We start from the raw sequence: 11,901 nt of genomic DNA, 5'->3' as shown, positions 1-11,901 counted from the left end.
GGCCCGTCATGCCCACTCCGGTCCTGCTCGTCATCGCCCACGGCAGCCGCGATGCGCGGCACGCCGCGACCGTGCACGCCCTGGTGCGCCGGGTACGGTCGCTGCGGCCGGGCCTGCGCGTGGAGACCGGGTTCCTCGACTTCAACGTCCCCTCGGTGCCGGGGGTGCTGGAGTCCCTGGCGGCGCAGGGGGTGCGGGACGTCGTCGCCCTGCCGCTGCTGCTGACCCGCGCCTTCCACGCCAAGGCGGACATCCCGGCCGTCCTGGCGCAGGCGCCGCCCCGGCTGCGGATCCGGCAGGCCGAGGTGCTCGGCCCCTCCCCGCTGCTGACGGCGGCGCTGGAGCGGCGCCTGTACGAGGCGGGCCTGACGCCCGCCGACAAGTCCTCGACCGGGGTCGTCCTGGCCTCGGCGGGGTCCACCGACCCGGAGGCGATCGCAGTGATCGCAGCAATCGCGCGGGAGTGGCGGCACACCGGTTGGTGCGCCGTGCGGCCTGCGTTCGCCTCCGCATCCCTTCCACGCACAGAGGACGCGGTGCGCGCACTGCGCGCGCTGGGCTGCCCGCGGGTGGCGGTCGCCCCGTACGTCCTGGCGCCCGGCTTCCTGCCGGACCGGATCGCCCGGGGCGCGGCCGGGGCGGACGTCCTCGCCGGCGTCCTCGGCCCCGCGCCGGAGGTGGCGCGGCTGCTGCTGGAGCGGTACGACGGGGCCCGGGTGCCGGTGCGGGCGGTGGTGGGGGCCTGACGCCGGGCTCAGGCGCGGGTCAGCTCCACCAGTTTGAGGACGGTGTTCCAGTTGCGGGTGGTGGCGGTCACGCCCTTGTTCACCCGGGGCCTGGAGAGGGCCTCGGCCAGCCGGGAGCGGCCCAGGCCCTCCGGCGCGTACAGGTACAGCGCGCGGTCGCCGAGCCGGAACTCCTCGGGGAGGTGGGCAGCCCGGTCGATCCCGGCGAAGCGCTCGGGGCCGACCGGCGCGGAGAAGTAGGTGACGTGGAGCTGCCTGGCCTCCAGTTCGGCGGCCGGGAACGGGCACGCCTCGGCGACGGCCTTCAGGTAGGCGTGGTCGCGCACGATCACGTCGACGGGGAAGCCGAAGCGCTTCTCGACGGCCTGGGCGAGCTCGGCGGCGAGTGACTCCTCGTCGCCGTGCCCGGCCGTGAACACGGCCTGGCCGCTCTGCAGGTGGGTGCGTACTCCGGTGTGGCCGAGCTCGGCCAGCAGCGTGCGCAGGTCGGCCATCGGGAGTTTCCTGCTGCCGCCCACGTTGATCCCGCGCAGCAGCGCCGCGTACGTCGTCGTCATCCGCCCACCATAGAGCGGGGCCGGGCGGCCCCTGGCGCGGGCCGCCGGGCTGGCACACTCACCGAGGCGGAACTCGAGGTGGCCCGCCCGGTGGCCAGGGGAATGACCGACCAGCAGGTGGCCAGGCACATCGCCCGCTCCCCGCACGCCGTGAACCACCACCTGCGCCAGATCTTCCGGAAGCCGGACGTGGGTTCCCGGGTGGAACCGGCCCGGCGCTTCCACGAGGCGCGCGACACGTAGCAAACGCCACGGACCGCGGGTCGCCGGTGGTGCCGCGGCCGTCGCAGTCGACGACGCCGTCCCCGACGGCCGGTTTCGAGCAGTCGGCGCAGGTGGTGGTTCCGGCGGCCGCGGCCGCCGTGGAGGCGGGGCGGGGCGTCACGCCCGCGCCGTCTCCTCCCGGCTCCCGCCGCGGGCCGACGCGAGCTCCGCCTCGATGAGGTCGGCCGCCTGCCGCGTACCGCCCTCCTGCGCCATCCGGGCCTGGATCTCCTTCGCCTTCCGGGCCACCTCCGGGTCGTCGACGAGCCGGAGGGCCGCCGTGCGCAGCGCCTCGGCGGTCGCCTCCTCGGCGGGAAGGTGCCGGGCGACGCCGAGCGCCTGGAGCATGTCGGCGTTGCCGAACTGGTCCACGGCCTGCGGTACGGCGATCATCGGGGTGGCGGTGGCCAGGCCCTCCTGGCTGCCGCCCGCGCCGGCGTGGGTGACGAACAGGTCGGCCTGCCTCAGGACGGCGAGCTGCGGCACCCAGGAGTGCACCTCCACGTTGCCCGGTACGTCCCCGAGGTCGGCGGGGTCGACGTGCCGGCCGATCTGGAGCACCAGGTGCCAGCCCGGCAGGTCGCCGAACGCCTTCAGGCACCGGCGGTAGAAGTCCGGCCGCTTGGTGAAGGCGGAGCCGAGCGAGACGAGGACCACCTTCTCCGCGCCGGCGGGGCGCTGCCAGGTCCCCTCGGCACCGCGGTCGCCCTGGCAGGCGCCGACGAAGGTGTGCACGGTCTCGTCGACCCGGTCGGCGTGCGGCTGGAGCGCCTTCGGGATCAGCACCAGGGAACGGGCCGGGCGGCCGACGAACGGGTCGGGATGCTCGGTGATGCCGTTCTCCTCCAGCCAGCTCCGGAAGCGGGCGTAGTAGGCCCGGCCGCGCTCGGTCTTCCTCGGCTCCTCCCACATCGGCTCGGCGACCTCCTCCTCGTAGCCCTCCCAGGCGACGAGGTTCGGCGAGAGGGAGATCGCGGGCACGCCCCAGCGGTGGGCGAGGACGCGGGCCGGGTACGAGGTGATGTCGTGCAGCACGAGGTCCGGCTCGTCCCCCCGGTATGCCTCGATCAGCTGCGGGAGCGCCTGGATCGCGTCGTCGAGGAACGGCTCGACGTTGTCCAGCAGCGTGGACCCCCAGGCTTCGGGGTCGGCGTCGGGGCCCGGCAGCGTGGAGTTCCAGAGTTTCGGCTCGGCGCCGGTGACGGCGATCTTCTCCGCGAAGGCCGGCGGGATCGCGTACGTCACCCGGTGCCCCCGCGCCACGAGCTCGCGGATCACCTCCAGGCTCGGGTTCACGTGGCCGTGCGCGGCGATGGAGAACATGGCGATGTGGGCGGGGATCGTCATGCCCTCACCATAAGCGAGACGATACGTCTCGTGCAATTTATTTGTTCTTCCGGCGGTCGTCCGGTGCCCTCGGGGCCCTCAGCGCTGGTAGCGGGCGAGCACCAGGTTGCCGTCCTCCTCCAGCCGCTCGCGCAGCTCCCGGAGTCCGATCGCCCCGCTGTAGTACTCCTGGAGCGCCGGGGTCGCGACTTTGTCCTTCCACTCGGGATAACCCCGCACCGACTGCGCGGGCGCCGGGCGGAGGTGGCCGGCGAGGGCCGTTCCGGTGGCCCAGCCGTGCTCTTCGGTGTGCAGGGCGGGGTCCTTCAGCGCCTGGGTGCCGGTGGGCAGCATCCAGTCCCCGAGGGCGAGGCGCACCATGTTCGGCGGACGCAGCAGGAAGTCGAGGAAGGCGGCGGCCTCCTTCTTGTGCGGGCTGTCCTCGGCGATGGACAGCGTCTGCGGGCTGACGCCCTGGGTGAGCCCGGCGGCACCGGCCGGCGCGGGCAGCACCTGCCACTCGAAGCCCTCCGGCGCCTGCTGCGCGATCTGCTGGCGGTAGGAGAAACCGAGCGGCACCATCGCGTACCGGCCGGCGAAGAAGCCGGGCAGGGTGTCGGAACCGCCGCTGCCCAGGGTCGACGCCGGCGCGCTGCGGTCGGTGCCGACCTGGTCGTGGACGGTGCGCGGCACCACCTGGTCGGCCGCCTCGAACCGGACGGTGACCTTGCCGTCCGCGTCGCGGTGGAACAGCCGTCCGCCGGTGGTGAGGGACAGGTTGAGCGTGGCGGACACGGGTTCCTTCAGCGGCCAGGCCACGCCGTACTTCCCGTCGCCGCTCAGCCGCCGGGTCACCTGCCGGAACTCCGCCCAGCTCCACGGCCGCTCGGGGGTCGGGATCCGGACACCCGACTCCCTCAGCCAGGCCGCGTTGGCGATCAGCACCCGGGGCTCCTGGAGGAACGGCACGCCGTAGACGCCGTCGCCGAAGGTGACGGTCTCCCAGCTGTGCCGGGGGATGTCCGCCCTCAGCCGCTCGGACAGCAGACCGGTCAGGTCGGCGAGGTAGCCGCCGTAGGCGAAGTCGGCGAGGTCGTCGGAGGCGTCGTGGATGACGTCGGGCGCCTCGCCGCCCTCGAAGGAGGTGAGCAGCTGGTCGTGGACGCTGTCCCAGCTGCCCTGGACGTACTCGACCCGGATGTCCGGGTGGGCCGCGTTCCACTCCCGCACCAGTTCCCTGGTGGCCGCCACCGACTCCTGCTGCCAGGCCAGGGACTGGAAACGGAGAGTGATCCGGCCGTCGTCCCGGGTGCCGCCGGAGGAGCAGCCCGCGAGGAGCAGCAGGACGGCGACGGCCGCCGTGAGGATTCTCGTCCGCATCAGCTCTTCACCGCCCCGGCGAGCATGCCGCCCGTGATCCGCCGCTGGATGAGGGCGAAGACGACCAGGGAGGGCAGCGTCGCCAGGAAGGCCGCCGCCGCCAGCGGGCCGAGGTCGGCGACGCCCTCCGCGCCGATGAAGTGGGTGAGCACCACCGGCAGGGTCTGCTTCTCCGGTGTCTTCAGCAGCACCAGCGCGAAGAAGAACTCGTTCCAGGCGGTGACGAACGCGAACAGCGCCGTCGCCACGATCCCCGGCGCGAGCAGCGGCGCCGTCACCGACACCAGCGTGCGCAGCCGCCCGGCCCCGTCGACCGCCGCCGCCTCCTCCAGCTCCACCGGCACGGCCCGCACGTACCCGGTGAGCATCCACAGCGCGAACGGCAGGGACCACACCACGTACACCATCACCAGCCCCGGCACGGAGTCGATCAGCCGCAGCTCCTTCAGCACCAGGAAGAGCGGGATGATCAGCAGGACGAACGGGAAAGCCTGGCCGACCACCACCCATCCGGTGGCCGCCCGGGTGAGTCTGGAGCGGTGCCGGGCCATGACGTACGCCATCGGCGTGGCGATCAGGACGGCGATCACCGCCGCCGCGAGCGCGGCGGCCAGGGAGTTGAACGCGGCCCGCAGCAGGGGCTGTTCGCCGAAGGCCTGCCGGAAGTTGGCGAGGGTGGGGTCCCGCGGGATCCAGGTGGGGTGCAGGCTCGCCAGTTCGCGCGGCGGTTTGAACGCCGTGGACACCAGCCACAGGAACGGGAAGGCGAGGAAGACGAGATACGCGAGCAGGGCCGCGTACTGGCCCGCGCGGGCCGCGACGGAGGACTTCACGCGTCCTCACCTCCCCTCAGGCGGCCGGCGAGGAAGATGGCCAGCAGAATCGAGATCACGGCGACCATGACGCATCCCATCGCCGCCGCGTAACCGAACTGGCCGTAGCGGAAGGCTTCTTCGTAGGCGAACAGCATGGGCAGGCGGGTCCGGCCGCCGGGGCCTCCGCTGGTCAGCACGTAGACCAGGGCGAAGGCGTTGAAGTTCCAGATCAGGTTGAGCGCGGTGATGGCCAGCGCGACCGGTTTCAGGGCGGGCCAGGTGACGGCGCGGAAGCGGCGCCAGGCACCGGCGCCGTCGACGGCGGCGGCCTCGTGCAGCTCGCGCGGGGTGTTCTGCAGACCGGCGAGCAGCGCGACGGTCGTCTGCGGCATGCCCGCCCAGACGCCGACGACGATCACGGCGGGCAGAGCGGTCGCCAGGCCGCTGAGCCAGTCCCGGCCGTCGCCGAGGCCGAGATCGCGCAAGGTCTCGTTGAGGATGCCGGCATCCGGGTTGTAGACCAGCCGCCACATGATGCCGACGACGACCTCGGGCATGGCCCAGGGGACGATCGCCAGGGCGCGGGCCAGCCAGCGCAGCCGCAGCTTCTGGTCGAGCAGCAGGGCGAGGCCGAGCGCGAGCAGGAACTGCGGGACGGTCACCCCGACGGCCCACACCAGCCCGATCCGGAACGACTCCCAGAACAGCGTGTCGTGCGCCAGGTCCCGGAAGTTGAGGCCGCCGATCCACTGCGTGGGCTCCGTCCGGCCCGACTGGGCGTCGGTGAACGCCAGCAGGATCCCGTAGAGCAGCGGCCCGACGCTGAGCACCAGAATGGGGATCAGGGCGGGCAGCACCAGGAACCACGCGCCGTGGCCGGCGGGCCGCCGCACCCGGCCGGTGCCGGGCGCGCGGCGCGCCGGTCTCTTCACCTCGGTCGCCGATGTCACGTGATCAGCCCCTTCGCGCGGCGCGGACGGCCTGGTCATGGTCGTGAAGGGGCGGTGCCCCGTCAAGGCACCGCGCACACCGCCCCACCTGTGCCGATGCGACACTGGCGGACGGACTGCGGGAACCCGGCGAAGGCCGGTCCACACGCGCCGGGGCCGCCCCGGACGGCCCGGACGGCGGGAGACGGCCGCAGACGTACGCATACATGGACACGACGGCATGACAGGACGACGGAGGCGGACGATGGACGAGGCACGGGCGCGGGACGTACTGGCCGCGGCGGGGGTGCTGCCCGGCGCGGCACGGGACGCGCGACTGCTCGCCCTGGGCGAGAACGCGGTGTTCGCCGCCGGTGACCTGGTCGTCAAGGTGGGCCGCGACGCCGAACTCCTCGACCGGGCGCGCCGGGAGCTGGACATCGCGGTGTGGCTGGAGGAGGCGGGCGTGCCGGCGGTGCGGGCGGCGGAGCCGAAGGCGCTGCTGACCGAGGGCCACCCGGTGACCGTGTGGCACCGGCTGCCCGACCCGGTACGGCCCGCCGAGCCGCGGGACCTGGCCGAGCTGCTGCGGATCGTGCACGCGCTGCCCTCCCCTTCCTTCGGCCTGCCGCCCCGCGACCTGCTGGGCGGTGTGGAACGCTGGCTGCGCCTCGCGGGCGACGCGATCGACCCCGCGGACGCGGCGTATCTGCGCGAGCGCCGTGACGGCTTCGCCTCGGCCGCCGCCGCGCTCACCCCGCAGCTGCCGCCGGGACCGATCCACGGCGACGCGCTGCCCCGCAATGTGCACATCGGGCCCGACGGGCCGGTCCTGGTCGACCTGGAGACCTTCTCCTCGGACCTGCGCGAGCACGACCTGGTGGTCATGGCCCTCTCCCGGGACCGCTACGGCCTCCCGGCCGAGGCGTACGACTCCTTCACCGCCGCCTACGGCTGGGACGTGCGGGAGTGGGAGGGGTGTGCCGTGCTGCGCGGCGCCCGTGAGACGGCCAGCTGCGCGTGGGTGGCGCAGCACGCCCCGAGCAATCCCGAGGCGCTGGCCGAGTTCCGGCGCCGGGTGGCGTCGCTGCGGGACGGGGACCCCACGGTGCGCTGGTATCCGTTCTGACGCCCCTCGCCCCGAGCCCTCAACGCACCGGCACCGACGGGGCGGCGGCGCGGGAAGGGAAAGGAGAGGAAGGGAAGGGGAGGGCGCCCGGCCTCAGACCCGCTCCTGGGCCGGCTCCCGCAGCGGCCACGTGCCGTCCACCACGGCGCCCGCGTCGCCCTTGCGGCGCAGGAAGTCCTGGAAGTCCGCCGCCCACTCGGCGTACCACTCGATCTGCCGGCGGTGCAGCTCCGCCGGGCCGAGGGCCGCGACTTTGGGGTGGCGGACGGCTATCGCGCAGGCCAGCCGGGCCGCGGCGAGGGCGTCGGCCGCGGCGTCGTGGGCGGTGCCGAGCGTGACCCCGTACTCGGCGCAGACCGCCTCCAGGTTGCGCTTGCCGCGGCGGTAGCGGTCGACGGCCCGGTCGATCGTGTACGGGTCGATGACGGGGGCGGGGTCCCGGCCGCCCAGCCGGTCGCGCAGGGACGGCAGTCCGTGGCGCCGCAGCTCGGCTGAGAGCAAGGTCAGATCGAAGGCCGCATTGTAGGCGACCACCGGGACGCCCGCCCTCCAGTGGTCCACGAGGAGGCCGGCGATGGCGTCGGCCACCTGGCCGGCCGGCCGGCCCTCGGCCGCCACCCGCTCGTTGCTGATCCCGTGGACCGCGACCGCGTCCGCCGGGATCTCCACGCCCGGGTCGGCCAGCCACTCCCGGCGGCCCCGCGGCTCCCCGCCCCTGACCTCGATCACGGCGCCCGTGACGATGCGTGCCTCGTACGGGTCGGTCCCCGTCGTCTCCAGGTCGAAGCCGATCAGCGACTCCCGGTGCCAGCCCATGCGGACCCCTTCTCGGTGGTGCGTTCCCCCAGTGGTCTCCACCTTCGCATGCGCCACTGACAATGCGGGGAGCGCCTGCCGCCCGGGCCGTGCTCAGACCCTGCTCAGACCCTGCTCAGAGCCTGAGCGCGGCCTGAGCACGGCCTGCTCGGACTCCCGCTCACCCCGCGGCCCCACGGCCCACGACCCCACGGCCCACGACCCCGTGGCCTCGCGGCCCGCGGCGAGCCCCTCACGACACAGGCCGCGAATCCGCCCACATCAGCTCGAACTCCTCACGATAGGTGGGGAAGAGTCCGCCTTCGTCGACCTGGTCCGACTTGACCAGCCTGCTCCCGTTGCGCAGGACGAGGACGGGGGCCTCCATGCCCCGCGTCCGGCGCAGATAGGACTGCACGACCGCGATGCCGTCCGCGCCGTCGCCGTCGACGAGGTAGGCCGTGAAACGGGGCGTCTCGTCGAAGACCTGGATCTCGAAGGCCCCCGGATCGCGCAGCCGGGAGCGCACCCGGCGCATGTGCAGGATGTTCGTCTCCACGGCGCGGCTCAGCTCCCCGCGCTTGATGCCGAGTTCGCGCTCGCGCCGCTTGACCGCGCTGGAAGCCGGGTTCAGGAACAGCAGCCGCACCCGGCAGCCGGACTCGGCCAGCCGCACCAGACGCCGCCCGGAGAAGTTCTGCACCAGCAGATTGAGGCCGGTGCCGATGGCGTCGAGGCGGCGGGCGCCGCCGAAGATGTCCTCGGCGGGGAACTGGCGCAGCAGCCGCACCCGGTCCGGGTGGACCGCCACCACGTCGGCGTACCGGTCGCCGACCAGGTCCTCCACCGCGTCGACGGGCAGCCGCCGCGCCGAGGGGACGTCACCGCCCGCGCCGAGGATCTCCAGCAGCCGGGCCGAGGCCCGCTCGGCCTGGCCGAGCACCGCCTCCGACAGCGCCCGGTTGCGGGAGACGACGTTGCGGGTCACCTCCAGCTCGTCGAGGGCGAGTTCCAGGTCCCGCCGCTCGTCGATGTAGGGCTCGAAGCAGGGCCAGTGCTGCACCATCAGCTCCCGCAGCTGCGGCAGCGTCAGGAAGCTGAGGACGTTGTCGTCGGCCGGGTCGAGCAGGTAGCCCTTGCGGCGGCTGACCTCCCGTACGGCGACCGCCCGCTGCACCCATTCCTGTCCGGCGGGCCCGGCCGCGGCCACCACCCACTCGTCGCCGTGGACGGGTTCGTACACGGGCCGCAGCACGGCGGCCACGACCGCGCGCAGCCGCTGTTCCACCAGGTTCAGCCAGATGTAGGCCCGGCCGGCGCGCTGGGCACGGGTGCGCACCTCGTGCCAGGCCTCGGCGTCCCAGTCCAGCTCCGGACCGATCGCACCCGCGTTCACCGGCCGCGCCAGGGACACCGCACCGGGCGGGACGTCCGTGGAGTTCCCCTCGTGACCCTCGTCACCAGGGGGCAGCTCCAGCCCTCCCGAGCCCACCCGCGCACCGCCTTCCACTCCCCCGGGCACTCCCCGTCTCAACGATCAAGGAAGCCTACTCCGGGAGCGGTGCGCGGTGCAGCCCGATGGGCAGGCTTGTTCTCAACTACCGTTTTGCGCCCGCCCGTTATGATCACGAAGGTCCCCCGGAGTGAGCGGATTCATAGCGGTGGCGCCACCGGGCGCCGCGGTCCTCTCCCCCACCGGCCCCGGGAGTACGGCTCCGCCCCACTGGTTGATCGTCCGGTAAGGGGGGATAAGCCCTAGGTGGTTCCCCCACTTTTGCGGAGACTCGGGGCCAAGGCGTCCCCGCCGCCGCCCCCCACCTGAAAGAGTCGTATCCATGCAGGTCTGGCCTGGAGAGGCATACCCACTCGGTGCCACCTACGACGGCGCCGGCACCAACTTCGCGGTCTTCACGGAGGCCGCCGACCGAGTAGAGCTGTGTCTGCTGCACGACGACGGCTCGGAGACGGCGATCGAGCTGCGCGAGAGCGACGCGTTCGTCCGGCACGCGTACGTGCCGGGCGTGATGCCGGGTCAGCGGTACGGCTACCGCGTGCACGGCCCGTACGCGCCGGAGCGCGGACTGCGCTGCAACAGCGCCAAGCTGCTCCTCGATCCGTACGCGCGTGCGATCAGCGGCTCGATCCAGTGGGGCGAGGAGGTGTACGGCTACCACTTCGACGAGCCCGACCGGCGCAACGACCTGGACTCGGCGCCGCACACCATGTCGTCGGTCGTGGTCAATCCGTACTTCGACTGGGGCGACGACCGGCTCCCCCGCACCGAGTACCACCGCACGGTGATCTACGAGGCCCACGTCAAGGGCCTCACCATGCGGCACCCGGGGCTGCCCGAGGAGCTGCGCGGCACCTACGCCGCGCTCGCCCATCCGGCGGTCATCGACCACCTGACCAAGCTGGGGGTCACCGCACTGGAGCTGATGCCGGTGCACCAGTTCGTCAACGACCACCGCCTGGTGGACATGGGCCTGAACAACTACTGGGGCTACAACACCATCGGCTTCTTCGCCCCGCACAACGCCTACGCCTCCTGGGGTGACCGGGGCCAGCAGGTCCTGGAGTTCAAGTCGGCGGTGAAGGCGCTGCACGAGGCGGGGATCGAGGTGATCCTCGACGTGGTCTACAACCACACCGCCGAGGGCAACCACCTGGGCCCGACGCTGTCCTTCAAGGGCATCGACAACCCGAGCTACTACCGGCTGGCGGACGACCCCCGCTACTACATGGACACGACCGGCACGGGGAACTCCCTGCTAATGCGGTCCCCGCACGTGCTCCAGCTGATCATGGACTCGCTGCGGTACTGGGTCACCGAGATGCACGTCGACGGGTTCCGCTTCGACCTCGCGGCCACGCTCGCCCGGCAGTTCCACGAGGTGGACCGGCTGTCGTCGTTCTTCGACCTGGTGCAGCAGGACCCGGTGGTCTCCCAGGTGAAGCTGATCGCCGAGCCGTGGGACGTGGGCGAGGGCGGCTACCAGGTGGGCAACTTCCCGCCGCTGTGGACCGAGTGGAACGGCAAGTACCGGGACACCGTACGGGACCTGTGGCGGGGCGAGCCGCGGACGCTGGCGGAGTTCGCGTCCCGGCTGACCGGGTCGTCCGACCTGTACCAGGACGACGGCCGGCGCCCGCTCGCGTCGATCAACTTCGTCACCTGCCACGACGGGTTCACCCTGCACGACCTGGTGGCGTACAACCACAAGCACAACGAGGCCAACGGCGAGGACAACCGGGACGGCGAGAGCCACAACCGGTCCTGGAACTGCGGGGTCGAGGGCGACACCGACGACCCGGCCGTGCGGGAGCTGCGGGCGCGGCAGATGCGGAACTTCATCGCCACCCTGCTGCTGTCCCAGGGCGTGCCCATGATCAGCCACGGCGACGAGTTCGCCCGCACCCAGCGGGGCAACAACAACGCCTACTGCCAGGACAACGAGGTCTCCTGGGTGGAGTGGCCCGACGGCGAGGGGCTGCCCGGCGAACTGCTGGAGTTCACGCGCGCGATGGTGTGGATGCGCAAGGACCACCCGGTCTTCCGCCGCCGCCGCTTCTTCCACGGGCGGTCCGTGGAGGGCACCCACGACGACCTGTCGGACATCGCCTGGTTCACTCCCGAGGGCCGGGAGATGACCCAGCGGGACTGGACCTCGGCGCAGGCGTCGGCGCTGACGGTGTTCCTCAACGGCAACGCGATCTCCGAGCCGGGGCCGCGCGGGGAGCGCATCACGGACGACTCGTTCCTGCTGATGTTCAACGCCTCGCCGAAGCCGCTGGAGTTCGTCGTCCCGATGAACCACGGCCGGCAGTGGCAGGTGGTGGTCGACACCTCCCGCCCGGACGGCGTACCGCCGGACACGGGCCCGAAGGTGCACGCCGGGGAGCGGCTGACGCTGGTGGACCGGAGTCTGACGGTGCTGCAGCGGCCGGTCTGAGGGCTCA

Annotated in this window: 11 protein-coding genes; 4 read left to right on the top strand and 7 right to left on the bottom strand. The window is 72.8% G+C overall.

The window, feature by feature from the left end; all coding sequences use genetic code 11:
* Nucleotides 1–8: 8 nt before the first annotated feature.
* Nucleotides 9–746 carry a sirohydrochlorin chelatase gene (locus tag ABZ340_RS04955; RefSeq protein WP_358780334.1) on the top strand — a complete coding sequence of 246 codons (738 nt, stop codon included), beginning with the start codon at nucleotides 9–11 and terminating at the stop codon, nucleotides 744–746.
* Between the two features lie 8 nt (nucleotides 747–754).
* On the opposite strand, the gene ABZ340_RS04950 is transcribed toward ABZ340_RS04955, so the two are convergent.
* Nucleotides 755–1,303, bottom strand: a complete 549-nt coding sequence (locus tag ABZ340_RS04950; RefSeq protein WP_358780333.1) for a DUF1697 domain-containing protein — start codon at nucleotides 1,301–1,303, stop codon at nucleotides 755–757.
* On the opposite strand from ABZ340_RS04950, the gene ABZ340_RS04945 reads away from it, so the two are divergent.
* A complete protein-coding gene (locus ABZ340_RS04945) occupies nucleotides 1,184–1,546 on the top strand; it encodes a helix-turn-helix transcriptional regulator (protein WP_358780332.1) in 363 nt (120 codons plus the stop codon). The genes ABZ340_RS04950 and ABZ340_RS04945 overlap by 120 nt on opposite strands.
* A gap of 138 nt (nucleotides 1,547–1,684) precedes the next feature.
* Here the strand turns inward: ABZ340_RS04945 and ABZ340_RS04940 are convergent, their stop codons facing one another.
* The 4 genes from ABZ340_RS04940 to ABZ340_RS04925 form a co-directional block, all read right to left on the bottom strand.
* The gene (locus ABZ340_RS04940) at nucleotides 1,685–2,914 is read right to left on the bottom strand and encodes a glycosyltransferase (RefSeq protein ID WP_358780331.1); all 1,230 of its coding nucleotides are present in this window, start codon (nucleotides 2,912–2,914) and stop codon (nucleotides 1,685–1,687) included.
* A gap of 78 nt (nucleotides 2,915–2,992) precedes the next feature.
* Entirely contained in the window at nucleotides 2,993–4,273 is a 1,281-nt protein-coding gene (locus ABZ340_RS04935; RefSeq protein ID WP_358780330.1) for an extracellular solute-binding protein, read from the bottom strand.
* Complete coding sequence (locus tag ABZ340_RS04930) at nucleotides 4,273–5,106, bottom strand: carbohydrate ABC transporter permease (protein WP_358780329.1); 834 nt, start codon at nucleotides 5,104–5,106, stop codon at nucleotides 4,273–4,275. The genes ABZ340_RS04935 and ABZ340_RS04930 overlap by 1 nt, the downstream gene beginning before the upstream one ends.
* The gene (locus tag ABZ340_RS04925) at nucleotides 5,103–6,038 is read right to left on the bottom strand and encodes a sugar ABC transporter permease (protein ID WP_358780328.1); all 936 of its coding nucleotides are present in this window, start codon (nucleotides 6,036–6,038) and stop codon (nucleotides 5,103–5,105) included. The genes ABZ340_RS04930 and ABZ340_RS04925 overlap by 4 nt, the downstream gene beginning before the upstream one ends.
* A 244-nt stretch (nucleotides 6,039–6,282) precedes the next feature.
* Here ABZ340_RS04925 and ABZ340_RS04920 point away from each other — a divergent pair, with 244 nt between their 5' ends.
* Nucleotides 6,283–7,146 carry an aminoglycoside phosphotransferase family protein gene (locus tag ABZ340_RS04920; protein ID WP_358780327.1) on the top strand — a complete coding sequence of 288 codons (864 nt, stop codon included), beginning with the start codon at nucleotides 6,283–6,285 and terminating at the stop codon, nucleotides 7,144–7,146.
* Between the two features lie 93 nt (nucleotides 7,147–7,239).
* Here ABZ340_RS04920 and ABZ340_RS04915 read toward each other — a convergent pair whose 3' ends face one another.
* Both ABZ340_RS04915 and ABZ340_RS04910 read right to left on the bottom strand, forming a co-directional pair.
* Complete coding sequence (locus tag ABZ340_RS04915) at nucleotides 7,240–7,962, bottom strand: 3'-5' exonuclease (RefSeq protein ID WP_358780326.1); 723 nt, start codon at nucleotides 7,960–7,962, stop codon at nucleotides 7,240–7,242.
* A 232-nt stretch (nucleotides 7,963–8,194) separates the two neighbouring features.
* Entirely contained in the window at nucleotides 8,195–9,433 is a 1,239-nt protein-coding gene (locus ABZ340_RS04910) for an SAV2148 family HEPN domain-containing protein (protein ID WP_358780325.1), read from the bottom strand.
* A gap of 343 nt (nucleotides 9,434–9,776) precedes the next feature.
* On the opposite strand from ABZ340_RS04910, the gene glgX reads away from it, so the two are divergent.
* On the top strand, nucleotides 9,777–11,894 hold the full coding sequence (glgX, locus tag ABZ340_RS04905; RefSeq protein ID WP_358780324.1) for a glycogen debranching protein GlgX: 2,118 nt from the start codon (nucleotides 9,777–9,779) through the stop codon (nucleotides 11,892–11,894).
* Nucleotides 11,895–11,901 lie beyond the last annotated feature (7 nt).

The organism is Streptomyces sp. NPDC006134 (genome assembly GCF_040628835.1).
Lineage (GTDB): Bacteria > Actinomycetota > Actinomycetes > Streptomycetales > Streptomycetaceae > Streptomyces.
The sequence above is the reverse complement of the archived record's forward strand: the minus strand, read 5'-3'. Positions and strand labels throughout refer to the sequence as shown.

Bases quoted from the DNA above. Each gene is read 5' to 3' on its own strand.
- ABZ340_RS04955 (WP_358780334.1), top strand. From the start codon at position 9: ATGCCCACTCCGGTCCTGCTCGTCATCGCCCACGGCAGCCGCGATGCG.
- ABZ340_RS04950 (WP_358780333.1), bottom strand. From the start codon at position 1,303: ATGACGACGACGTACGCGGCGCTGCTGCGCGGGATCAACGTGGGCGGC.
- ABZ340_RS04940 (WP_358780331.1), bottom strand. From the start codon at position 2,914: ATGACGATCCCCGCCCACATCGCCATGTTCTCCATCGCCGCGCACGGC.
- ABZ340_RS04935 (WP_358780330.1), bottom strand. From the start codon at position 4,273: ATGCGGACGAGAATCCTCACGGCGGCCGTCGCCGTCCTGCTGCTCCTC.
- ABZ340_RS04920 (WP_358780327.1), top strand. From the start codon at position 6,283: ATGGACGAGGCACGGGCGCGGGACGTACTGGCCGCGGCGGGGGTGCTG.
- ABZ340_RS04915 (WP_358780326.1), bottom strand. From the start codon at position 7,962: ATGGGCTGGCACCGGGAGTCGCTGATCGGCTTCGACCTGGAGACGACG.
- glgX (WP_358780324.1), top strand. From the start codon at position 9,777: ATGCAGGTCTGGCCTGGAGAGGCATACCCACTCGGTGCCACCTACGAC.